Origin of the sequence: Sinomonas susongensis, from assembly GCF_005877005.1 — a bacterium.
GTDB classification, from domain to species: Bacteria; Actinomycetota; Actinomycetes; order Actinomycetales; family Micrococcaceae; genus Sinomonas; species Sinomonas susongensis.
This window is the reverse complement of record NZ_SSNH01000007.1, coordinates 110,086-130,976: the sequence shown is the minus strand read 5'-3', so window position 1 is coordinate 130,976 and position 20,891 is coordinate 110,086. Positions and strand designations below refer to the sequence as shown.

24 protein-coding genes are annotated in these 20,891 nt (G+C 69.9%); 10 read left to right on the top strand and 14 right to left on the bottom strand.

From position 1 onward, the window contains the following. Window positions 1-78 precede the first annotated feature (78 nt). From E6A21_RS11135 to E6A21_RS11120, 4 genes are all read left to right on the top strand, one after another. Window positions 79-1,179, top strand: a complete 1,101-nt coding sequence (locus tag E6A21_RS11135) for a saccharopine dehydrogenase NADP-binding domain-containing protein (protein WP_138444218.1) — start codon at window positions 79-81, stop codon at window positions 1,177-1,179. 89 nt (window positions 1,180-1,268) lie between these two features. Next, the gene (locus tag E6A21_RS11130) at window positions 1,269-1,529 is read left to right on the top strand and encodes a mycoredoxin (protein ID WP_138444217.1); all 261 of its coding nucleotides are present in this window, start codon (window positions 1,269-1,271) and stop codon (window positions 1,527-1,529) included. A gap of 100 nt (window positions 1,530-1,629) precedes the next feature. Then, the gene (locus E6A21_RS11125; protein ID WP_138444216.1) at window positions 1,630-2,724 is read left to right on the top strand and encodes an S-(hydroxymethyl)mycothiol dehydrogenase; all 1,095 of its coding nucleotides are present in this window, start codon (window positions 1,630-1,632) and stop codon (window positions 2,722-2,724) included. Continuing rightward, on the top strand, window positions 2,724-3,353 hold the full coding sequence (locus E6A21_RS11120; protein ID WP_138444215.1) for an MBL fold metallo-hydrolase: 630 nt from the start codon (window positions 2,724-2,726) through the stop codon (window positions 3,351-3,353). Before E6A21_RS11125 ends, E6A21_RS11120 begins: the two co-directional genes overlap by 1 nt. A 52-nt stretch (window positions 3,354-3,405) precedes the next feature. On the opposite strand, the gene E6A21_RS11115 is transcribed toward E6A21_RS11120, so the two are convergent. Genes E6A21_RS11115 through E6A21_RS11105 form a run of 3 tightly spaced genes read right to left on the bottom strand, consistent with a single transcriptional unit; the run spans window position 3,406 to window position 5,506 of the window. Further along, window positions 3,406-4,146 carry a lipoate--protein ligase family protein gene (locus tag E6A21_RS11115; RefSeq protein ID WP_138444214.1) on the bottom strand — a complete coding sequence of 247 codons (741 nt, stop codon included), beginning with the start codon at window positions 4,144-4,146 and terminating at the stop codon, window positions 3,406-3,408. A gap of 2 nt (window positions 4,147-4,148) precedes the next feature. Further along, entirely contained in the window at window positions 4,149-4,967 is an 819-nt protein-coding gene (locus tag E6A21_RS11110) for a thioesterase family protein (RefSeq protein WP_138444213.1), read from the bottom strand. After that, window positions 4,964-5,506 (bottom strand): DedA family protein, encoded by a 543-nt coding sequence (locus E6A21_RS11105; RefSeq protein ID WP_246036401.1) that lies wholly within the window; start codon window positions 5,504-5,506, stop codon window positions 4,964-4,966. The genes E6A21_RS11110 and E6A21_RS11105 overlap by 4 nt, the downstream gene beginning before the upstream one ends. A 131-nt stretch (window positions 5,507-5,637) precedes the next feature. On the opposite strand from E6A21_RS11105, the gene E6A21_RS11100 reads away from it, so the two are divergent. Further along, window positions 5,638-6,672: an NAD-dependent epimerase/dehydratase family protein gene (locus E6A21_RS11100; protein WP_138444212.1), complete on the top strand. Its 1,035-nt coding sequence runs from the start codon at window positions 5,638-5,640 to the stop codon at window positions 6,670-6,672. A 43-nt stretch (window positions 6,673-6,715) separates the two neighbouring features. On the opposite strand, the gene E6A21_RS11095 is transcribed toward E6A21_RS11100, so the two are convergent. The 6 genes from E6A21_RS11095 to E6A21_RS11070 all read right to left on the bottom strand — a co-directional run bounded on the left by E6A21_RS11095 (window position 6,716) and on the right by E6A21_RS11070 (window position 11,584). Next, on the bottom strand, window positions 6,716-7,672 hold the full coding sequence (locus tag E6A21_RS11095; protein WP_138444211.1) for a hypothetical protein: 957 nt from the start codon (window positions 7,670-7,672) through the stop codon (window positions 6,716-6,718). A 47-nt stretch (window positions 7,673-7,719) separates the two neighbouring features. After that, on the bottom strand, window positions 7,720-7,914 hold the full coding sequence (locus E6A21_RS11090) for a hypothetical protein (RefSeq protein WP_138444210.1): 195 nt from the start codon (window positions 7,912-7,914) through the stop codon (window positions 7,720-7,722). 145 nt (window positions 7,915-8,059) lie between these two features. Continuing rightward, the gene (locus E6A21_RS11085; protein WP_246036398.1) at window positions 8,060-8,785 is read right to left on the bottom strand and encodes an SDR family oxidoreductase; all 726 of its coding nucleotides are present in this window, start codon (window positions 8,783-8,785) and stop codon (window positions 8,060-8,062) included. 8 nt (window positions 8,786-8,793) lie between these two features. Further along, complete coding sequence (dgoD, locus tag E6A21_RS11080) at window positions 8,794-9,942, bottom strand: galactonate dehydratase (protein ID WP_138444209.1); 1,149 nt, start codon at window positions 9,940-9,942, stop codon at window positions 8,794-8,796. Window positions 9,943-9,968: 26 nt separating this feature from the next. Then, entirely contained in the window at window positions 9,969-10,574 is a 606-nt protein-coding gene (locus E6A21_RS11075) for a 2-dehydro-3-deoxy-6-phosphogalactonate aldolase (protein ID WP_138444208.1), read from the bottom strand. Continuing rightward, entirely contained in the window at window positions 10,571-11,584 is a 1,014-nt protein-coding gene (locus E6A21_RS11070; RefSeq protein ID WP_212745922.1) for a 2-dehydro-3-deoxygalactonokinase, read from the bottom strand. Before E6A21_RS11070 ends, E6A21_RS11075 begins: the two co-directional genes overlap by 4 nt. Window positions 11,585-11,656: 72 nt before the next feature. Between E6A21_RS11070 and E6A21_RS11065 the strand changes: the two genes are divergently transcribed. Then, a complete protein-coding gene (locus E6A21_RS11065; RefSeq protein WP_138444206.1) occupies window positions 11,657-12,448 on the top strand; it encodes an IclR family transcriptional regulator in 792 nt (263 codons plus the stop codon). An 8-nt stretch (window positions 12,449-12,456) separates the two neighbouring features. On the opposite strand, the gene E6A21_RS11060 is transcribed toward E6A21_RS11065, so the two are convergent. Then, entirely contained in the window at window positions 12,457-13,374 is a 918-nt protein-coding gene (locus tag E6A21_RS11060) for a cation diffusion facilitator family transporter (protein ID WP_425471543.1), read from the bottom strand. 109 nt (window positions 13,375-13,483) lie between these two features. Between E6A21_RS11060 and E6A21_RS11055 the strand changes: the two genes are divergently transcribed. Beyond that, window positions 13,484-14,767, top strand: a complete 1,284-nt coding sequence (locus tag E6A21_RS11055) for an APC family permease (RefSeq protein WP_246036397.1) — start codon at window positions 13,484-13,486, stop codon at window positions 14,765-14,767. 96 nt (window positions 14,768-14,863) lie between these two features. On the opposite strand, the gene E6A21_RS11050 is transcribed toward E6A21_RS11055, so the two are convergent. Genes E6A21_RS11050 through E6A21_RS11040 form a run of 3 tightly spaced genes read right to left on the bottom strand, consistent with a single transcriptional unit; the run spans window position 14,864 to window position 16,907 of the window. After that, the gene (locus E6A21_RS11050) at window positions 14,864-15,439 is read right to left on the bottom strand and encodes a DUF3618 domain-containing protein (protein WP_138444205.1); all 576 of its coding nucleotides are present in this window, start codon (window positions 15,437-15,439) and stop codon (window positions 14,864-14,866) included. Continuing rightward, window positions 15,436-15,924 (bottom strand): phage holin family protein, encoded by a 489-nt coding sequence (locus tag E6A21_RS11045; RefSeq protein WP_138444204.1) that lies wholly within the window; start codon window positions 15,922-15,924, stop codon window positions 15,436-15,438. The genes E6A21_RS11050 and E6A21_RS11045 overlap by 4 nt, the downstream gene beginning before the upstream one ends. Continuing rightward, window positions 15,921-16,907 (bottom strand): hypothetical protein, encoded by a 987-nt coding sequence (locus E6A21_RS11040; protein WP_138444203.1) that lies wholly within the window; start codon window positions 16,905-16,907, stop codon window positions 15,921-15,923. The genes E6A21_RS11045 and E6A21_RS11040 overlap by 4 nt, the downstream gene beginning before the upstream one ends. 178 nt (window positions 16,908-17,085) lie before the next feature. Here E6A21_RS11040 and E6A21_RS11035 point away from each other — a divergent pair, with 178 nt between their 5' ends. From E6A21_RS11035 to E6A21_RS11025, 3 genes are all read left to right on the top strand, one after another. Further along, on the top strand, window positions 17,086-18,189 hold the full coding sequence (locus E6A21_RS11035) for a YihY/virulence factor BrkB family protein (protein WP_138444202.1): 1,104 nt from the start codon (window positions 17,086-17,088) through the stop codon (window positions 18,187-18,189). A gap of 233 nt (window positions 18,190-18,422) precedes the next feature. Continuing rightward, window positions 18,423-19,490 carry a LacI family DNA-binding transcriptional regulator gene (locus E6A21_RS11030; RefSeq protein ID WP_246036395.1) on the top strand — a complete coding sequence of 356 codons (1,068 nt, stop codon included), beginning with the start codon at window positions 18,423-18,425 and terminating at the stop codon, window positions 19,488-19,490. A gap of 87 nt (window positions 19,491-19,577) precedes the next feature. Next, the gene (locus tag E6A21_RS11025) at window positions 19,578-20,285 is read left to right on the top strand and encodes a hypothetical protein (protein ID WP_138444200.1); all 708 of its coding nucleotides are present in this window, start codon (window positions 19,578-19,580) and stop codon (window positions 20,283-20,285) included. Window positions 20,286-20,295: 10 nt separating this feature from the next. Here E6A21_RS11025 and E6A21_RS11020 read toward each other — a convergent pair whose 3' ends face one another. Beyond that, window positions 20,296-20,886: a TetR/AcrR family transcriptional regulator gene (locus E6A21_RS11020; RefSeq protein WP_138444199.1), complete on the bottom strand. Its 591-nt coding sequence runs from the start codon at window positions 20,884-20,886 to the stop codon at window positions 20,296-20,298. Window positions 20,887-20,891 lie beyond the last annotated feature (5 nt).

Genomic DNA, 20,891 nt, shown 5'->3' with positions numbered 1-20,891 from the left:
CTCCTCCGCGTCTCCAGGAACGACGCCTGGGCGAACGATGCACAGTGCAAGACGCTGCACAGAAGACGGAGAATCGACATGGGCAACAAGGCATGGATACTCGGCGGCACGGGCCGCTCGGCGCGGGCCATCGCGGCTGAGCTGCTGCACCGGGGCATCGAACCGACACTCGTCGGGCGCGACGCCGCTCGTCTGGCGGACGCTGCGGGGGCGCTTGGCGGACTCCAGACCGTCGCTGCCATGACGACGGATGCGATGTGCGACGAGATCCGCCGTCGCCGGCCGGTCGTGGTCGTCAACACCGTCGGTCCGTTCTTCGACGCTGCAGTGACGGTGGGCGAGGCGTGCTTGTCCGTCGGCGCGCACTACCTCGACCTCGCCAATGACGTGGCATCAGTGCTGGCGACGCTGCGGCGGCACGACGACGCGGTGGCCGCACGTTCGACCTTCGTCACAGGCGCCGGATTCGGCGTCACCGCAACCGAGAGCGTGGCGCTTCGCCTGAGCGAGGGGATGCCGGCACCGGAGCGGGTCCGCGTCGACATGGTGCCGTCGATGGCGGTGGAACAGGGGCGGCTCGGTGAAGCGCTGGCCGCCACGCTCGTCGAGGGCTTGCCGGGCGTCGAAGGCGGCGGCAGGTTCCAGGGCCGCCGCTACCGGGACGGCCGACTCGTGGCCGATCGGCTTGCGGGTTCGCCGCAGCCGCTCCTGCTGCCGGACGGCAGCGCGGTGACGACAGGGGGCATGCCGTTGGGCGAACTGGTCGCGGCGCAGCGGGCAACCGGAGCGCCCAACGTCGTCGCGGCGTCGAGCGAGGCTCCCACGTCGCGGATCGCGAGGCCCGCGCTGCCCGTCGGCGCGCCGCTGCTGGCGATCCGGCCGTTCCGCGAATTCCTCCGGCGTCGGATCGCCGCCGCCGAGGTCGGCGCACACGCGCGACCGCGGGAGCACTCCTGGGCACACGCGACGATGAGCTGGGCCGACGGAACCCGTCGCGAAGGCTGGCTGCGCCTCGGCGATGCCCAGCAGTTCACGGGTGCCGTGCCCGCCGAAGCCGTCGCCAGACTGCTCGCCGGAGGCGGACGGCCGGGCGCCTTCACGCCCGCGGCACTGTTCGGCACAGGGCTCGCAGAGGCATGCGGGGGAACGTACCTCTCGGGCAGCGGCGCAGGTGCATGACCTGCGGTCCGCGGCGTAGGTCCGGAATACTTGAGCGTCAGACATCGTTTTCGGGTTCGGAAGATTCCCACCGCTCGAGGAGTGCACCCATGAACGACTTCACCCCCGCCGACGGCACGATCACGATGTTCTCGACCACGTGGTGCGGCTACTGCAAGCGCCTCAAGAAGCAGCTGGATGCCCAGGGCATCGGCTACACCGAGGTCAACATCGAGGAGGTCGAGGGAACGGCCGAGCTCGTTGAACAGCTCAACGACGGCAACCAGACCGTACCCACCGTGATCTTCCCCGACGGCACGGCGGCGACCAACCCCTCGGCCGCGCAGGTGAAGGAGAAGCTCGGAGTCTGACCGCCTGAGGAGCGATTGGCGTCGCCTCCGGTGGCTCCCCGTAGGATGGCAGAGCCGTCAAGGCATCTCATCCGTCGGGGACCCACCGGAGGTTTTTTCATTGGCCCAGACCGTTCACGAAGTGAAGGCCGTCGTCGTCCGCGAGAAGGGCGCGCCAGCGACCGTAGAGACGATTCTGGTGCCCGACCCTGGCCCGGGCGAGGCGCTCGTCGGCGTCCTGACGTGCGGAGTCTGCCACACTGACCTGCACTACCAGCTCGGCGGCATCGGCGACGACTACCCCTATCTCCTCGGCCACGAGTCGACCGCCGTCGTGAGCGCCGTCGGCCCGGACGTGACGGACCTCGAGCCGGGTGACCGCGTCATCCTGAACTGGCGCGCAGTCTGCGGCGAGTGCCGCGCCTGCAGGAAGGGCCAGCCCCAGTACTGCTTCGCCACCCACAACGCGACCCAGAAGATGACCCTTCAGGACGGCACGCCGCTCTCACCGGCCCTTGGCATCGGCTCCTTCGCCGAGAAGACTCTCGTTGCGGCCGGGCAGTGCACCAAGATCGACGACGACGTCGACCCGGCCGCGGTTGGCCTGCTCGGCTGCGGCATCATGGCCGGCATCGGCGCGGCGATCAACACGGGTGCCGTCCAGCGCGGCGAGTCGGTCGCCGTCATCGGCTGCGGCGGCGTCGGCTGCGCGGCCATCGCGGGAGCCCGGCTCGCGGGCGCGACGACGATCATCGCCGTCGACCTTGACCCCGCCAAGGTCGAGGTCGCCAAGAGGCTCGGCGCGACCCACGGCGTGGTCTCCCGGGAGCAGGACCCGGTCGAGGCGATCCGCGCGCTCACGAACGGCTTCGGGGCCGACGTCGTGATCGACGCCGTCGGCCGGCCCGAGACCTACAAGCAGGCGTTCTACGCGCGCGACCTCGCAGGCCGCGTCGTGCTAGTCGGGGTCCCGACCCCGGACATGACGCTCGAACTGCCGCTCCTCGACGTGTTCGGGCGCGGCGGCTCGCTCAAGTCCTCGTGGTACGGCGACTGCCTGCCGAGCCGCGACTTCCCCATGCTCGTGGACCAGTACCGGCTCGGCCGCCTCCCGCTCGACGCGTTCGTCAGCGAGCGGATCGGGCTCGGCGACGTCGAGGCCGCATTCGAGAAGATGCACCGCGGCGAGGTCCTCCGCTCGGTGGTGGAGGTCTGATGGCGGTGCGGATCGAGCGCATCGTCACTTCGGGCACGTTCTCGCTCGACGGGGGCACGTGGGACGTGGACAACAACGTCTGGCTCGTGGGCGACGACGAGAGCGTCGTCGTGATCGATCCCGCGCACGACGCCGGCCAGGTCGCGGAGGCGGTCGGGGGCCGAACGGTCACGGCCGTGCTGCTCACGCACGGCCATGACGACCATATCCGGCAGGCCCGGGACTTCGCGGAGCGAGTCTCTGCCCCCATCCATCTGCACCCTGGGGACCAGGTGCTCTGGGAGGCGGTCTACCCGGGCAGCCGCCCGGACTCCGAGATCGCCGACGGCCAGCGCTTCCAGGCCGCGGGCGCCGAGCTCGTCGCGCTGCACACCCCGGGCCATTCGCCGGGCTCGGTGAGCTTCCACCTGCCCGCACTCGGCACCGTCTTCACCGGCGACACGCTCTTCCAGGGCGGCCCCGGCGCGACAGGGCGTTCCTACAGCGACTTCCCGACGATCATCACCTCGATCCGGGAGCGCCTCCTCACGCTCCCCGCGGACACGCTCGTCAATCCCGGCCATGGAGATGCCACGTCCATAGGCGCCGAGGCCCCGCATCTGCAGGAGTGGATCGATCGCGGGCACTGACCGCCCACACGGCGCCCAGAGGCGCCTTGACAGCCAGTGGCGCCTCGACAGGCTAGAGCGGAACGGCCAGAGCGCCCTGCTCTGCGTACATCTCGAGGAGCGAGCGCTCGACGGCGTCGACGGTGAGGCCGGGGACGACGTCGTCTGCGGCGCCAGCCGTGCGGGGGTCGAAGGGCAGTTCGAGCGCGCGATAGACGTCGGTGAGCACAGCGCGTACGGGAGCCGCGTCGCTCACCACGAACACTGACGAGAAGAGCCACGCCCCGGCGACGACGCGCTGGGCCGTGCCGACGAGCTTGACTGGACCGGCCGCCGTCGAGCCGAGCCCCGGCACGCCGTGGACGCTGTACTCCCCCGGGCAGTACTCGCCCGGAATCTCGCCGACCCGCGCGTCGACGCCCAGGCCGCGGAGCACGTCCGCATAGAGCTCGCCGAACACCTCGAAGCGGTGCCTGTGCCCCACCATCGCCTCGGACGCGGGCTCGATGTGGTCCACGATCAGCGTCCCCTCGTGGTAGGCGGCAGCGCGTCCGCCGGCCTTCCGCACCACCGGCTCGAAGCCATGCGCCAGGGAAGCAGCGCGGGCAGCCTCGAAGCCGGGCAGCCGGGTATCCCTCTGGCCGAACGCCATCGTCGGCCGGGGCCGGTAGAGCCGCAGCGTCGGCCCCCGCATGCCCCGCTTGACCTCGTCGAGGAGCTCGGCCGCGCGAGCCAGCTGGGCGGCGGCGTCGCTCGTGTCACGGTCCTCGATGACAGCGAGGGGCGCTGATGCGCCGTCGTTCCACGCAGCCATGCTCAGGTCCGGCGGATCGTGAGGATCTGCTCCGCCCGGCCGAACGGGCCGTCGTCGTCATGCAGGATCGAGGACGTGAGGCCGATCCCGTCGGAACCGAACGAGACAGCGTTGTCGATGCCCAGCCACTCTCCCGACGGCTGCCGGTAGAGGTGGATCTGCAGGTCGACGTTCGGGAAGGCCCAACTCCCGGGGCCCGGCGGGACCCGGGTGGCGATTCCGTTGGCGGTGTCCACGAGGCCCATGAGGCGCACCCAGTCCGGGCTCTCGACGCCCGCGATGAGCGGGTACGCGGTGCGGATCCACACGGTCCCGTTCCCTGAGCGGTGATGCGGGGCCTGGTACATCTCGAGGGAGCGGATGTACCCGCCCGGCCACTCCGTGGTGCCGTCCCAGCGGTCGCAGTCCTCGCGCCGCGGGATCCGGGGGTCTTCGACGGCGGCGACCGCCGACGTGTCGCTCTGGGCGAGGCGCCAGGCCGTGGCGCGGATGACGGGACGGCCCTTGGCCGAGAGTTCGGCCTGGATGAGCTCGATGGTGCGGCCGGGGCGGACGGTCTTCGTGGTGACCTCGCATTCCCCCGCATGGATCAGGCCGAGGATCTCGTAGCTGATGCGGGCAATACGGAGTCCCTCGCGGGGTTCGTGCCGCTCGAGGGCGTGGGCGAGGAGTCCGGACGGCGGCGCCATATGCTGCTCGTGCGCGTTCCACGCGCCTTGGGCATGGATGGTCGACCGGTAGCGGCCGCCGCCGAGGTCCTCATAGTAGAAGTCGCCCTCCGCGAGCTCGATCTGCTCGCTCGCCTGCTGCGTCTCCGTCACGCGATGTTCCTTTCTTCCGGCGCGGTGTGCTCGCGCGCCTCGTCTACCCTAACGGCACTCGCGTCCCCTGACTTCCCGCGGCGGAGCACGGCCCGCGCGAAGCGGACGACGACGGCGCCCAGCACCGCGGCGGCGATGCCCCAGGCCCACGGCGACGCTGCGGCGTGCTGGAGGACAAGCTCGACGGCGGCCAGGCCAACCGTCGCATAGATGAGCGCCCAGGCGGCAGAGCCTACGACCGTCGCGGGGATGTAGTAGCGGAGCCGCATCCGCGTCACGCCCGCGGCGAAGTTGACCGTGGTCTGGAGCCCGACAGTCAGGAACGTGAGGACGATCGCGAACGGACCCCATCGGTCGATGAGCCGACGGGCACGCCGCAGCTTCCCGGGGCGCGAGCGTCGAGCCCATCTGGTCTTGCCGTAGCCCGCGGCAACGCCCCGGCCGAGCCAGTAGGTGCCGTTCGTCCGGCAGAGGACGATGGCGAACAATGCGGCCACGGCGGTCTCGAAGGGCAGCTCGAGCAGCTGGTCGAGCGACACCCTCTCTCCCTCCTCGTGGCGGCAGCACCGGCTTTTCAGTCTAGTCGAGGTGCGCCACGGGCTTCCCTGCTTGCCTCTCCGCCCAGTGGGCAGGAGTAGGGGGAGGCCCGAATTCGAGAAGGAGCACGCACATGCGCATCGCGATCGTGGGAGCCACGGGAAACGCCGGCACTGCGCTGCTCCGGCGTCTCGGCGCCGAGGGAGGCCACGACGTCGTCGGCATCGAGCGCCGGCTGCCGGACGCCGGGGCGGAGCCTTACCGCCACGCCACGTGGAGGTCGGTGGACATCAGTGCGCCGGGTGCTGTGGCACAGCTGGAGGAGGCGTTCGCGGGGTGTGACGCCGTCGTCCACCTCGCCTGGCTGATCCAGCCGAACCACCGGGAGTCCGTGCTGTTCGCGACCAACGTGACCGGCAGCTCGAAGGTGTTCGACGCCGCCGTGGCGGCGGGCGTCCGCCAGATCGTGTACGCATCGTCGGTCGGGGCGTACAGCCCGGCGCCCAAGGACCGCCGCATTGACGAGAGGTGGCCGACCGGCGGGATCCACACCTCGCACTACAGCCGTCACAAGGCCGCCGTGGAGCGGCTCCTCGACGACGTTGAGGCGACCCACCCGGAGATCGCCGTCGCGCGGCTGCGGCCCGGGCTCATCTTCCAGTCCGGGCAGGCCTCTGAGGTCGGGCGGTTCTTCCTGGGGCCGTTCATCCCCGTCCAGGTGGCTCGTCTTCGCTCCCCTGTCCTGCCCGTGCCGCCGGGCATGGTCTTCCAGGCGGTGCACGCGGACGACGTCGCCGAGGCCTACCGCCTCGCGCTCGTCTCGGGCGCGCGGGGCGCCTTCAACATCGCCGCCGAGCCAGCCCTCGACAGGAAGACGCTGCCGCCTGTCGTGGGGGCGCGCTGGTCGATCCCGGTCCCGACGGGGGCACTGCGGAGCCTCGTCTGGGCGTCGTGGCAGTTGAGGCTCCAGCGTTCGGACCCCGGGTGGATCGACATGGCGCTTCAAGTCCCCGTCATGGACACGAGGCGTGCGCGCGAGGAGCTCGGCTGGGAGCCGCGACGGACGTCCCAGGAGGCGATCACGGCCGTCCTCGGTGGGATGCAGGAGGCGTCAGGGGTCGACGCCTCCCCGTCCTTGAGGCCCGGGGAGCAGTCTGCGACAAACTGAACGGGACTCTAATCGGACCCTGGGACCACCTTCGAAACCGGAGTTACGAGAGCCGCTCGAGCCGCTCGCGCGCCCGATCCGCTGCTCGGCGCTCCTGCTCGGCGAGACGGGCGGCCAGCCTCCGCGTCCGCTCCGCGTAGCCGGCTTCCCGGCCGACGGCTTCGAGCTGCTCCTCCAACTCGGTAACCCGCTCGCGCAGCTCGTCCAGTTCCCTCGAGATTCCCTCGCGCCGGGCAGCCGTCTCGGTGACGCTCCGCTCCGCCTCGCTGAGTTCCGCCGCGGCCTGCTCGGCCCCGCGCTGGGCTTCGTCGAGCTCCTCCCGGGCCTCTTCGCGCTCACGCTGCCGTGCCTCCTCGGCGCGCTGTCGCTCGGCTTCCTCGGCACGCCGCTCGGCCCCGCGATCGTCCTTCCGCGCGGCCTTGGCGCTGCCCTTGGACGGCTCCGCGCCCGATCGTTCAGGCGCAGCACGGCGTTCGGCGTCCCCCTGTTGGAGCGCCCCCGGGACGGCCACGGCACCGGACAGGTCAACCGGCTCCAGCCCGTTGCTGGCCAGCGTGCGGACGAGCTGGCCGCTGCGGACGGCGGCGGCCGCATCAGGATCGGCCATCGCCGCCCGCAGCGTCTGCTCCATCTCGGACGCCGCAGCGTCGCTGACGCCAACGCCCAGCTCCTCGGCCACCGAACGCCCCTCGCGGACAACGGCGGCCAGGAGACGGTGCCGCTGCTGGCCCAGCTCCCGCATGCCCGCTGGATCGAGTTCCTCCTGTGCACGCCTCAGCTCCTCGCCGAGGTCGAGCACGCTCGCGATCTGCTCGGAGCCGCGCCTCGCGAGCATGTTGATCGCCCATGCGGCCGTCGAGGGTTTGGGAAGGCGCCCGATCTGCTTGGCGAGGAGGGCATTCCCGTCGGCCCTCGCGGCCTTCGCCCGCTCGTTCCGGGTCGCCGTGAACTCCCCGGGGAGCAGGGCATAGAGCTCTGCAGCTGCGGCGACCAGATCCATGGGGCCAGCATAGGCGGACGACCAGGCGTCGGTGGATGAGGCAGGGGCTACCCGGTGATGAAGAAGGACTGGCCGGGGGAAATGACCAGATGCCCTTCGACCGGTCGAGGGCCGCCGAATCGGCTCGCCTCATAGGTGCACGTGCTTCCGGCAGCGAGCGTGTCCGCGATCTCCTTGGCCAGGGCGGCGCCGTCTTTCGCCTCGATGTCGTAGAGGATTCCGTCGATGGTGATCCGGGCCATGATGGTCTCCCTTCTTGCTCGCCGAGCCCGCCTGTTCGGGCACGGCAACCGTACCTTTCGGACTATATGAGCGATGCCGTCGAGTGTGAAGAGGGTGCCTGCTGCCGGTCTGGCTGGACTACTTGCTCCCGGCTCGCAGGCTGCCTCACCGCTGCCCGACGGGCGTGATGACGAGCTCGTCGATGCGGACGTGCCGCGGGCTGTCGAGCACGAATTGGACGGAGCGGGCCACGTCGGAGGGGCTCAGCATCATCACGCGCTGCTCGGGGCCCGGCACGTTGGGCCGGAGGGCGAGGAAGTCGCTGTCCACGTCACCCGGGCACAGGTGGCAGGCCTTGATCCCGTTGGGGCCCTCGTCGTCGTTCAACGACGCGACGAGCATGCCGAGCGCGGCCTTGCTGGACATGTAGGCCGCGCCCGCGCCGGGCGAGAAGCGCCATGCGGAACGCGACGAGATCACCACGATGTCTCCCCCGCCGGCGGACCTCATGCCGGGCAGTACGAGGTCGACGACGCGGGCGACGCCGGTGAGGTTGGTATCGACGATGTCGGCGAACTCGTCGATCGACTGGTCGGACCAGGAGCGTCGGGGGGCGTTCAGCCCGGCCGAGACGACCAGGCCCGTCACGGGGCCCCATGCAGCTGCGATCCGCTCATGGGCGTCCCTGAGCGCCCTTGCGTCGCGGACGTCGACGGGCACCTCGAGCGCTTCCCCGCCCCGCCGCCGCACGTCGTCGGCCGTCGCAGCGACGGCGTCGTGCCGCCGCCCGCTGATGGCGACCTTCCAGCCCGAACCGGCCGCCGAGAGGGCCGCAGCGCGGCCCATTCCGCTGCCGCCGCCGGTGACCCACAGAACGCGACTGTCCTTCACCGCGTCTCCTACCACTCGGCCACAGAGCCGTCGGAGTGGCGCCAGAGCGGATTCCGCCAACGGTGCCCTTCGGCCGCGCGCTCGAGGACGTACTCCTCGTTGACTTCGATGCCGAGGCCCGGCCCGTCCGGGATCTTCACCATGCCGGCCTCGTAGGCGAACACCGAGGGGTCCATGACGTAGTCGAGGAGGTCGTTGGACGTGTTGTAGTGGATCCCCAGGCTCTGCTCCTGGATGAAGGCGTTGTAGCAGCCCGCGTCGATCTGCAGGCACGTCGCGAGGGCGATGGGGCCCAGCGGGCAGTGCAGTGCGAGCGCGACGTCGTAGGCCTCGGCCATGTGGGCGATCTTCCGGGCCTCGGTGATGCCGCCGCAGTGCGACGGGTCAGGCTGGACGATGTCGACGGCACCGGTGGCCAGGATCTCCTTGAAGTCCCAGCGCGAGTAGAGCCGCTCCCCCAGCGCGATGGGCGTGGGCGTGTTCCGCATGACGTCGAGGAGCGAGCTCGCGTGCTCTGAGAGGACGGGTTCCTCGATGAACATGAGCTTGAACGGCTCGAGCTCCTTGATGAGCACCTTGGCCATCGGCTTGTGCACCCGGCCGTGGAAGTCCACCCCGATGCCTATGTTGTCGCCCACCGCTTCCCGGACGGCCTGGACGTTGGCGATGGCGCGCTCGACCTTGTCCCACGTGTCCACGTACTGCAGCTCTTCGGTGCCGTTCATCTTGACGGCAGTGAAACCACGGTCGACGGCGGCCCGCGCCGCGGCGGCGCTGTCGGCGGGACGGTCGCCGCCGATCCAGGAGTAGGTGCGGATGGACTCGCGGACCTTCCCGCCGAGCAGTTCGTGCACCGGGACGCCGAGTGCCTTGCCCTTGATGTCCCACAGGGCCTGGTCGATGCCGGCGATCGCGCTCATCATGACGGGGCCGCCGCGGTAGAAGCCTGCCCTGTACATGACGGTCCAGAGGTCTTCGATGTTGCGGGGGTCCTGGCCCACGACGTAGTCGGCGAGTTCCTCGACGGCGGCCGCGACCGTTGCCGCCCGCCCCTCGACCACGGGCTCGCCCCATCCGGTCACGCCCTCGTCGGTCTCGATCTTGAGGAACAGCCAGCGCGGGGGAACGGTGTACGTCGTGAGCGACGTGACTTTCATGATTCTCCTCGTGAGATTGGTTGCGGCTACCGGGTCGCCGTGCGCCAGGCGGCCATGAGCTCCGCGGCCCGTGCAGCGACGTCCTCGGCGCTCCGGCCGGGCTTGTACAGGGTCGAGCCGATGCCTGCACCGGCAGCCCCTGCCGCGACCCAGTCGCCCACGTTGGAGGCCGCGACGCCGCCGACGGGCAGGAGTTCGGTTCCCGGGGGAAGGACGGGGCGCCAAGCCTGCATTCCCCCGATGCCGACCGATTCGGCGGGAAACAGCTTGAGCGCCGTCGCGCCTGCGGCCAGGGCCGCGAAGGCTTCGCTCGGTGTCGCGACCCCCGGGTAGCTCTTCATGCCGGCCGAGACCGTGGCGCGGATGACGTCCGGGTCCATGTTCGGAGAGACGACGATGTCGGACCCGGCCGCCTTCACGAGCTCGACCTGCCCCGCGGTCAGGACCGTTCCCGCGCCGACGAGGCAGTCTTCGGGCAGTGCAGCCCGGATGAGCCTGATGGATTCGAGGGGGTCGGGCGAGTTGAGGGGAACCTCTACGTATCGGAAGCCCGCGGCATAGAGGACCCTGCCGATCTCTTCGGCTTCCGGCGGGGTGATCCCCCGGAGGATTGCTATGAGTCCGGTGGTCATGAAGCCTCCTTGTCGATGAGTCCGAGGGCGACGGCGGTGCGCCACAGGCCTGTGACGACGGCGTCCTCGGGGGCGAGCGCCGACGCGATGCCGGCTCGCTCGAGGGCGCGCGCGTACCGCGAGCCCAGCTGGGCGCTCGCGCAGATCGTGATCGGCGTGCCCACGGTGTCCTGCTCCCCTATCCAGCGGCGCGCGAACTGTTCGACCTCTGCTCCGATCATGAGGCCTGAGACGTAGTCCTTGACGGCGCTGGGCTCCAGCTCCCCCGCCATGACGAGGGTCCGCGCCGAGAAGAGCGAGGTCGCGATGTCTGCCGGGGCCGCTGGGGCGGAATCGTGGTCGGCTGTGAAGACGACGTCGAGCCCGCGGTCGAATGCGGCAAGGTCCGGTGCCGACGGCTCTTCGGCGAGACGCGCGATGATGCTGTGCTCCATGACCAGGCCGAAGAGCTCTCCTGTCATCGTCGTCACGAAGTCGGAGACGAGCGTGGCGTCCAGGCGGAGCCACTTCGTGTGGGTCCCGGGGAGAACGACGACGGCGGGCGAATCCCCGCGGTCGGCCTCGGATGGCAGCGCGCCGAGCAGCTGGGTTTCCTCGCCACGGATCACGTCTGGGTGATCGCCCGGGCTGCCGGTCCTGCCGTCCTTGAAGAGGCCGGGGATGATGAACAGCGTCCCCATCGCCGTCGCCACCTCGGTGAGCGAGTCAGGGCGCTCACTCAGATCGACGGGGAGATGGCGGTACGATGCCTCTGCCCATCCTTGGTTGCTGCCGACCATGCCACAGGCCACCAGCGGCAGGCCCGGGGCGGCGCGCAGCCAGTCGCCGCAGAGTGCGGCGAGCTCGCCCTCGAAGGCGGCGGAGCGGCCTTCCGAGGATCGGGAGAGGGGCAGGACGCCTCGGCCGTCGAGCCGCCGGTCGAGCACGGCTCCTCCCTCGCCGAGGAGGTAGGCCCTGCACGAGGTGGTGCCCCAGTCGAGGCCGATGAGGCGCGGGGGGTTGTCGTTCACGGTTGGAAGTCTTCCGGTCTCATCCCAGCATGTCGAACTGCGTCCCATATATGGGGATGTAGGCTCTTTGTCATGTCTCAGGAGAAGCTCCCCCGAGAAGCCGAACCGGCGGTTCCCCCCGGGACGCAGACCCTCGCGCGGGGTCTCGACGTCGTCCGCGCCGTGGCCCGGGGAGCCACCGACCTCCGCAGCGTCTCGGAAGCCACCGGCATCGGCCGGAGCACGGCGCACCGGCTCGTCCAGCTGCTCGAGCGCTACGGCTATCTCCGGGTCGCCGCCGGACGGGACTACGCCCTCGGGCCGACACTCATCGAATTCGGGTTCCAGGCGCTCCACCAGAACCCGCTGCCCGTCGTCGCCCGCCCTGTCCTCGAGGAACTGGCCGAGAAGGTCCACGACACCGTCCACCTGGCCATTGTGGACGGGGGCGAGGTCCTCTACCTGGACAAGATCGAGGGCACGCGGGGGGCCGAGATGCGATCGAGGATCGGGCACCGCATGCCGCTCACCCGGACCGGCATCGGCAAGGCGCTCATCCTCGACCGCGATGCGGACTGGCAGCGCCTCTACGAGGCTGAGCACCTCGGTGAGGCCGGGCATCCGGCGGATCCGGGATCCGTCGAGGACTTCGTCCGCCGGATGCAGGAGTATGCCCGGCACGGCGCGTCGATGGACCTCGAGGAGAACGAGCCGGGAATCCGCTGCGTGGCCGCGCCGATCCGTGATGCCGGCGGCGGCATCGTCGCCGCAGTCAGCGTGTCCGCCACGAAGCCGTTCATGCCCGCTCAGCGGATGCGCGGACTGGTCCCGGTGGTCCAGAAGGCCGCCCGATCGGTCTCACGGTCGCTCGGCTACGGCGGGTGATGCGTCGGTCAGTGGTGGATGTGCTCGCGCTCCCGGTGCGCGGCGGTCTCGAGCTGGAAGGTCGAGTGCTCGACGGCCAGATCGAAGTGCTCGGCCACACACCGCTGCAGGTCCGCAAGGATGTCCTGGGCGTGGCCGTCGGTCAGGCAGCGGTCCTCGAGCGTGACGTGCCCGGTGATGACCGGGGTGCCCGAGCCGACGAGGCTAGCGTGCAGATCGTGGACGTCCAGCACATGTGGGAGCGCGAGGATATGCTCCCGCACTGCTCGGAGGTCGAGGCCCTTGGGGGTGGATTCGAGGAGCACGTCGGTCGTGTCCTTGAGCAGACGGAGCGTCCGCGGGATGATGAGCGCGCCGATCAGCAGGGACACGACGGCGTCCGCGCGGGTCCAGCCGGTGAGGGCGATGGCACCGGCAGCGACAATGACGGCGACGGAGCCGAACGCGTCGCTCAGGACTTCGAGGAACGCGGCCCTGAGGTTGAAGCTGCGGTGCCGGCTCGAGGCGAGGACGGCCAGGGAGACGGCGTTCCCGGCAAGACCGATGACGCCGAACCAGAGCATCGCGGAGGAGCCGACCTGCGGCGGCTCGACGAGGCGGCGGACAGACTCGACGAGCACGAACGCCCCCACGATGAGGAGGAGACCGGCCTGGAGTGCCGCGGCCAGAACCTCGGCCCGCCGGTAGCCCCACGTCCGCTCCGGGGTGCGCGGCTTGAGTGCGAGGGACGCCGCGATGAGCGCGATCAGCAGGCCGGATGCGTCGGTGAACATGTGGCCCGCGTCCGCGAGCAGCGCGAGGGAACCCGAGAGCACGGTACCGACGACCTCTGCCACCATGATGGCGACCGTCACGGCGAACACCGTGAGGAGCCGTGCCCTGTCCTTCACGGGATCGACGTCGTGAGCGTGCGAGTGATCGTTCACGGTGCGTACACCTCGAGGACCTTCATGTCTTCGAAGGTACCCGAGGGGAACTGCTCATGCGATGACTGCTAGAAAGTACAGGACCGGATCAATACCGTAAGGAGCATCGGTGACAAGCCATCAGGGGGCGCTCGCGCGGCGTCTCGGCACGTTCGACGCCGTCGCCGTGGGACTGGGGTCCATGATGGGGGCGGGCATCTTCGCGGCCTTCGCCCCAGCTGCCGTCGCGGCCGGCGCGGGACTGCTGGTCGGGCTGGCCCTCGCGGCAATCGTCGCCTACTGCAATGCCACCGCCTCCGCGCAGCTCGCGGCCCAGTACCCGACATCCGGCGGCACGTATGTCTACGGCCGTGAGCGCCTCGGCGAGTGGCCCGGGTTCTTCGCCGGGTGGAGCTTCGTGGTCGGCAAGACCGCCAGCGCGGCCGCGATGGCCATCACGTTCGCGGCGTACGCGGCCCCCGTCGGCTGGGAGAAGCCTGTCGGCGTCCTCGCCGTGCTCGCCGTAGGCGCGGTCAACTACGTGGGCGTCACCCGCACTGCAGGCGCCACGAAGGTCCTCGCCGGCGTCGTCCTCGTGGTGCTTGCCTTCGTCGTGGTCCTCGGCCTTGCCCAGGGGCACCCGCAGCCCTCGGCCCTCTCCACGGGCCTTTTCGACCACGGCTGGTACGGCATCCTGCAGGCCGCGGCACTGCTCTTCTTCGCGTTCGCCGGGTACGCCCGGATCGCGACGATGGGCGAGGAGGTCAGGGAGCCGCAGCGCACCATTCCCCGGGCTGTCCTGATCGCCCTGGCGATCGTCCTCGTGGTCTATGCGGCGGTGGCCCTCACGACCCTGCTCACCATCGGCCCGGAGAGGCTCGCCTCCTCGGTCGCACCGCTCTCCGACGTCGCGACCGCGGGAGGGTCCTTCTGGGCCTCCCCGATCGTACGGATCGGGGCTGCGGCGGCGACCCTCGGGTCGCTCCTCTCGATCACGGCCGGGATCGGCCGGACCACGCTGGCGATGGCCCGGCACGAGGACCTGCCCGCCTGGCTCGCCGCCGTCCACGAGCGCTATCACGTGCCGCACCGGGCGGAAGTCGTCCTCGCCGTCGTCGTCTGCATCCTCGTGGTGACCACGGATCTGCGGGGCGCCCTCGGCTTCTCCTCGTTCGGCGTGCTCCTGTACTACTTCGTCGCCAACGCCTCCGCCTTCACCCAGGATTCCGGGCACCGCCGCTACCCGAAGGCGCTCCAGGTCCTCGGGGCGATCGGGTGCATCGCCCTTGCCGCGTGCCTCCCGCTGCCCTCGATCGTTGCGGGCCTCGGCGTCCTCGCCGTTGGCATCGGCTACCGGATCATCAGGCAACACATGCGCCGCGAAACCTCGGGCGCCACCCGAAACCCCCGGTAGTTGCCAGGGGTTTCGGGTGGTCGGCAGGGGTTTCGCGAACGCGCCGCCGGGCGGCTCCCCGTGTGGGGGAACCGCCCGGCGGCACGAGCGGGACCGTCAGCTCTGGCGCAGGTTCTCCTGCGCCTGCTGGGCGCGGTCCTGCACCGAAGAGCCCTGATCCTGAGCCTCCTGCTTGACGTTCTGGGCGCTTTCGGCGGCCGTGTCCTTGACCGACTGGAGCGCGTCCTGGGCAGGCTCCTTCAGGTTGGAGGCGGCCTCCGACGCGACGTTCGAAAGCTGCTCGGTCATGGGCTGCGCCTTTTCCTTCACGGTCTGGGCGAGCTCCTGCTCCTTCTGGCTCGGCGGGATGAGCGAGGAGACCAGGAGACCGGCGCCGAACGCAATGAGCCCGGCCGCGAGCGGGTTGCCCTGCGCCTTCCGGACGACAGTGCGCTTGGCCTGGTCGACCGAGTCGCCAGCGTCGGAGAGCGCGCCGCGCGTGCTCTGCGCCGCGTCGTCGGCGCTGCCCATGATGCGGTCCTTCACGCCGCCCACGGCGCCCTTGATCCGTTCGGTCTGACGGTGCGCGATGTGGGACGGGGTCACTTTGTCGGCGACGGCATCGACGTTGTAGCCCAACCGCTGCCGGGTCTGCTCGATGTCGGCTCGGATTGCGTCGGGGTTCTCACTCATCGTGGCTCCTCGCTCGGCTTGAGGGTTTCGGGAATCTTCTTCATGGAATCGGCGGTCCGGGGCAGGCCCTTGACCGACTGGAGGTCCTTCCTGGCACGTGCCGCGAGGACACCCGCGATGATCGCCCAGATGATGGCGACGACGACGGCCGACCAGCCCAGGCCGATCACGTAGGCCCCGAGCGACCACCACAGGGCGATGGAGAGGAACAGGAGGACGAAGTGGCCGGCGATGCCGGCACCCCCGTAGAGTCCTGCGCCGCGCCCGGCCCGCTTTGCGGACTGGGTCGCCTCGGCCTTGGCGAGCTCGAGCTCTTGGCGCATGAGCGTCGAGAGGTCCTTGGTCACGTCGCTCAGGAGCTCGCCGATGGACGTGTTCGCCGCCTTCTCCTCAGCGGGTGGGGTGGGCACCGCCCCGGACGCTGCGGACGACGGCGGCGGATAGCCGGGCGTGCCGCCCGGAGGGGCTTCGTACGGGTGGCTCATCGCAGGCCACCCCGGTCCTCGCGCGGCATCGGCGGGATCTCGTCGGTCACGGGGTCGGCATCCTCACCGAGAAGCCGGCTGCGCTCTTCGCTCCCTTCGAGGTCAGCCCCGGGCGCGGTGGCGTGCCGGGCCCCTGGAGGCGCTCCATACGCGGGGCTGCCGGCGATGGCGCCTTCCTGCACTGCGCCCTCGTCCCAGGACGAATGCTCCACCGTGGGCGACTGGCCGTATCCGTCGGGCCGGGGCTCATAGCCCGGAACCGCCGGCTCGATGCCGCCCGGCAAGGGCGTGATCGAGGGCTCAGCATCCGGGTAGGCGGGGACCCCGCCAGTCGCCGGGAGCCCGGCGTCCTCCGGGTAGGCACCCGTGCCGCCCGCAGCATAGCCGTGCCCCGCAGGGTAGGCCTCGGGAGAGGTACCGCCGGCCGCTTGCTGGCCGGCTCCGTTGTTCGATGCGCCAGCCGCGAGAGAGCGGGTCAGGCGCCCCGCAAGGAGACCCGCTCCCGCTGCAATGGCGAGGAAGGTGCCGGGCTTCCGTCGCGCGTACGACTTGACCTCATTGAGGAGCGAGCCGGGGTCGCGCTGGCCGAGGTACTCGGCGAAGGCGCCAGCCCGTTGGGCAGCCTGACGGACCAGGTCCGTCCCGACGCCCGGGTTCTCGCTCTTCTCCGCGAGCGAGCTGAGCTCCTCGTGGAGTGACTTCAGGCCCTGCGCCGCGCGCTCCTGCTGAGCCGAGGCCTGGTGCATCAGCTCCTGGCGGCTCTGGTGGATGAGGTCCTTGGCCTGGAACTGCGCCTCGCGGGCAACGTTGGTTGCTTCGTCCTTGGCCGTCTGGCCGACCGCACTCGCCGAGGCACCCGCTTCTTGGGCAACGCCGCGAGCCTCGTTCTTCGCGGTCTCGGTGGTGGAGCTCTGCGATGCGGGCGTGTTGCTTCCCGGGGCGCTCGTCGGTGCGCCGGGACCGTTCGATGGGAAATCGACCATCGTGGGTTCCTCTCTCGACTCGGTGCTGGTGGTGTCCGGCTGATACCCGTCGTGGAGGACCGCACACATTTCCCTTCATCTGCCGCTTCAGGGTTTGACCGGCCCTTTTGGGGGCAGAAGACGGTCAGCGTGTCCCCTTCGGGACAGTCCGATTGCACCCTGGGGAAGGAACTCCACTGTGAGCCGACATGACACTCGCGAGAGCACGGCGGGCAAGGCGGAAGCTGCGCCCTCGCCGGACGACAGCCGCAAACCATCTCGGCCGCAGGACGTGACGAAGCCGTCCTGGAGGTACATCGCCCGCAAGACCCTCCGTGAGTTCATGAACGACCAGTGCACAGACCTCGCCGCAGGCCTGACGTACTACGGGATGCTCTCCCTGTTCCCGGCGCTCCTCGCGATCGTCTCGGTGCTCGGGCTCTTCGGCCAGGCGGAGAACACCGTCTCGGGGATGATGAACATCGTCCAGAGCGTCGCCCCGGGTACGACCACCGACGCGATCCGCCAGCCCATCGAGGACCTCGTGCACAACCCCGCCGCGGGCCTGACCCTCGTCATCGGCCTCCTCGGAGCCGTCTGGTCGGCCTCCGGGTACGTGCGCGCCTTCGGACGGGCGATGAACCGGATCTACGAGATCGGCGAGGGGCGTTCCTTCGTCAGGCTCCGCGGGACAACGCTCGCAGTCACCCTCCTCTCAGTCGTCATCGCCGCGGTGATCGCCGCGATCCTCGTGCTCAGCGGGCCGGTCGCGGAGTCCGTGGGGAATGCCGTGGGTCTCGGCGGGGCGACGGTGCTCGTGTGGGACATCGTCAAGTGGCCTGTCGCCGTCGCACTCGTGATCGGCCTCATCGCCGTGCTCTACTACTTCACGCCGAACGTCCGCCAGCCGAAGTTCCGCTGGATGAGCATGGGGTCGTTCATTGCGCTGGTCATCTTCGCCCTCGCCACACTCGCGTTCGGGTTCTACGTGGGCAACTTCGGCCACTACAACAAGACGTACGGCACGCTCGGCGGCGTCATCATCATGCTCCTGTGGGTATGGCTGCTCAATCTGTCCCTCCTCTTCGGGGCAGAGTTCGACGCCGAGGTCGAGCGCGGTCGCGAGCTCCAGGCCGGGATCCCAGCGGAGAAGTCGATCCAGCTCCCGCCCAAGTCCACGGAGAAGACCGAGAAGCGCGAGGAGCAGGCCGAGAAGGATATCCATCACGGTCGCGAGCTGCGCCGCCATCACGGAAAGGACGCTCCGGAGGCGACAGAACGCGCAGAACAGCCATACAATTAATTGCGCGTCCGGCGAGGAGCTGTCCCCCACAGCGACCCCCGGGCGCGTACTGCGCCGGGAATACGAGGCCAGGGCGGGTTGCTCTGCAGCGGTCTCAACTCCGATGCTGTGTGATTCTTGACACATTATTCTCTTCCGCGGACCATTGAGACATCGGCCATTTGATCAATCAAATTGGCTGAGCGCTCTGATCGACCAAGATCAGAGGAGCCCAATGGCGGACGGGAGCAGCCGTGAGCGGAGAAGTTCCTTTGGGAGCGGTTCCCCGGCCGACCGTCTCCAGCGTCGCCCTCCTGGCGGGCGTGTCGCGGCAGACGGTGTCCAACGCCCTCAACAACCCGGAACGGCTCCAGCCTGCCACCCTCAAGAAGGTCCTCGACACCATAGAGGAGACCGGATACGTCCGCAGCGCCGCGGCACGGCAGATGCGCACCGCGCGTTCTGGGGTGATTGCCTACAGGCTCGATCGCGTCAGAGACGGAATCGGCGGCGCGGTGCTCGACACGTTCCTCCATGCCCTGTCGGCTGAGGCCGAACGTCGGGACTACCGGGTCATGCTCTACACGGCGGATTCGGACGAGGCGGAGCTCAGGCAGTTTTCGAGGCTCACCCGGGCTCGGACGGTCGACGCCTTCATCCTCATCGAAACCCACCGCGACGACGTCCGCTACGGGTGGCTCAGCGAACATGGCATCCCGTTCTCCGTGTTCGGGCGCCCTTGGTCGAGCGACGGCACGAACCATCAGCACTCACTGAACCACGCCTGGATCGACGTCGATGGTGCGGCCGGGACCGCCCAGGCGACGAGGCACCTCCTCGAACTCGGCCACCGCGAGATAGCCTTCGTCGGGTGGCCGCACGGCTCGGAGACGGGCGACGAACGACGGCGCGGCTGGGCGGAGACACTCGCCCGAGCCGGAACGGATGCCCCCCGGCGCCAGTCCCTCGACTCCTGGCAGCCGGATGGGATCCTGAGTGGCAGCAATGCCGCCCGTCGGCTCCTCGACGCCGGAGCGACGGCCTTCGTCTGTGCCTCGGACTCACTCGCGATCGGCGCTTACAGCGCCGTTCAGGCGGCAGGCGGTCAGGGCGCCGTCGTCGGTTTCGACGACACTCCCACCGCGGCCGCCCTCGGCCTCAGCTCGGTGCGCCAGCCGCTCGACGAGGCGGTGGGCTGGGCCCTGGGCAGTGTCTTCGCCCAGCTCGACGGCGCCCCCGGCGTCCCGGGCGAGCCCAGCCTCCTCACCCCCCAGCTCGTCGTGCGGGCGAGTTCCCGGCCCGTACGCGGAACCACGGCCTAGACCCCCTCACAACCGCTCCCTGTCAGCGCCGCCCCAGTCCCCCTCTCCGGCCTCGCCTCTCCCCCGCCACTCCTCCGAAGGACCCCCATGGCTTCCGCGCCCGCCGCCGCCCCCGTCCACGCCCTATGCCCTGTCCGCGTCCGCCCCGCCGTCCCTCAGGACGCGGATCGCCACCCCGAGCTCCTCGGACGGCTGCCCCCGCAGCTCTCGTGGGCTCTCAAGGAAGGCGGCCTCGCAACCTCTCTGGGGGCGGCCGCCGAGGGGCGGCAGAAGTTCCACGAAGCGCTCGCCGCCGCGCACGCGAGAGGCTACAACACCGCGCTGTCGTCGGTCTCCACCGCACTCGTCGCCGTCACGCACGACGGCGAAGCCCTAGCGAGCCTCGTCGTCACGCCGGCAGTACGGGCATTCCGACAGCCCTCCACGTTCGACGGCCACAGCCAGCTCGAACGCCTCAGCCTGATCTTCGCTGCCGAAGTCCTGGCCATGACCGTGCCCGTATCGTCCCGAACGGGAGCTGCCCTGCTGCACTCCGCCGCCGACCTCTACAGCCGGGCTGGATACGGAGTCCTCTTCGGCAGCGTGGCGGCGGATGTCGAAGCGCCGCTCCCGGCGCCCTTCTCCACGGTGGCCGCGGGAAAGGCGCTCTGCCTCGACCAGGCCTTCCTCGGGCATTCGGTCGGCCTCGCACTCGTCCGGCCCGAACCGAATACGCGCATCTACTACACGGGGCTGCAGGAGGAGCCGCAGGCCGGCTGGGAATACGAGCTCCCCGAGAACGAACCCGCCCCCTGAGTCCGGCGGCTTACCCAGTCCGACGGTCTGCGATGAGAAGGGCCGCCATATGGCGTGCACGTGCGGCGGCATCGGGATCGCCTTCCGCCGCAGCAACGATCGCCCCCTTGAGGAGGATGTGGCATGACCACGCGAATCCATCGGGGTCGGTCAGGCCGGCCTCCCGGGCGATGTCCCCGAGCTGTTCGCGGGTCCGGGCAAGGTAGTCCAGGCTCGCCCTGCCGAGAGGATGCGTCGGCCCCATCTCCATGAGGACGTGCAGGAAGGAGCTCACTTCGGATGCCCCCTGCCTGAACCACTCGTCGAAGACGTCGAAGACGGCCAGGAGGGCCGGGGTGTCGCTTCCCCTGTGGCGTTTGACGGCATCGTCGATCGCCGCACTTCTCTCCTCGTACCAGCGCTGGAGATAGGCGAGGGCGAGATCGTCCTTCGTGTGGAAATGCTTGTAGAAGGTGGCCTTGGCAACGCCGGACCGTTCGATGAGCTCGTCGACACCGACGTCGCGAATGCCCCGTTCCGCGAACAGGGCGAAGGAGACATCGAGGATCCGCTGCCGGGCGCCGGGCTTCGCCGGCGCGTGGACACTCCCCTTCACATCCATGCCCG

What these genes read in the sequence shown, in the direction of transcription:
- E6A21_RS11065 (WP_138444206.1), top strand. Translation starts at nt 11,657, where the DNA reads ATGTCTCAGGAGAAGCTCCCCCGAGAAGCCGAACCGGCGGTTCCCCCC.
- E6A21_RS11025 (WP_138444200.1), top strand. Translation starts at nt 19,578, where the DNA reads ATGGCTTCCGCGCCCGCCGCCGCCCCCGTCCACGCCCTATGCCCTGTC.
- E6A21_RS11050 (WP_138444205.1), bottom strand. Translation starts at nt 15,439, where the DNA reads ATGAGTGAGAACCCCGACGCAATCCGAGCCGACATCGAGCAGACCCGG.
- E6A21_RS11075 (WP_138444208.1), bottom strand. Translation starts at nt 10,574, where the DNA reads ATGACCACCGGACTCATAGCAATCCTCCGGGGGATCACCCCGCCGGAA.
- E6A21_RS11090 (WP_138444210.1), bottom strand. Translation starts at nt 7,914, where the DNA reads ATGGCCCGGATCACCATCGACGGAATCCTCTACGACATCGAGGCGAAA.
- E6A21_RS11045 (WP_138444204.1), bottom strand. Translation starts at nt 15,924, where the DNA reads ATGAGCCACCCGTACGAAGCCCCTCCGGGCGGCACGCCCGGCTATCCG.
- E6A21_RS11095 (WP_138444211.1), bottom strand. Translation starts at nt 7,672, where the DNA reads ATGGATCTGGTCGCCGCAGCTGCAGAGCTCTATGCCCTGCTCCCCGGG.
- E6A21_RS11130 (WP_138444217.1), top strand. Translation starts at nt 1,269, where the DNA reads ATGAACGACTTCACCCCCGCCGACGGCACGATCACGATGTTCTCGACC.
- E6A21_RS11100 (WP_138444212.1), top strand. Translation starts at nt 5,638, where the DNA reads ATGCGCATCGCGATCGTGGGAGCCACGGGAAACGCCGGCACTGCGCTG.
- E6A21_RS11120 (WP_138444215.1), top strand. Translation starts at nt 2,724, where the DNA reads ATGGCGGTGCGGATCGAGCGCATCGTCACTTCGGGCACGTTCTCGCTC.
- E6A21_RS11040 (WP_138444203.1), bottom strand. Translation starts at nt 16,907, where the DNA reads ATGGTCGATTTCCCATCGAACGGTCCCGGCGCACCGACGAGCGCCCCG.
- E6A21_RS11020 (WP_138444199.1), bottom strand. Translation starts at nt 20,886, where the DNA reads ATGGATGTGAAGGGGAGTGTCCACGCGCCGGCGAAGCCCGGCGCCCGG.
- E6A21_RS11115 (WP_138444214.1), bottom strand. Translation starts at nt 4,146, where the DNA reads ATGGCTGCGTGGAACGACGGCGCATCAGCGCCCCTCGCTGTCATCGAG.
- E6A21_RS11135 (WP_138444218.1), top strand. Translation starts at nt 79, where the DNA reads ATGGGCAACAAGGCATGGATACTCGGCGGCACGGGCCGCTCGGCGCGG.
- dgoD (WP_138444209.1), bottom strand. Translation starts at nt 9,942, where the DNA reads ATGAAAGTCACGTCGCTCACGACGTACACCGTTCCCCCGCGCTGGCTG.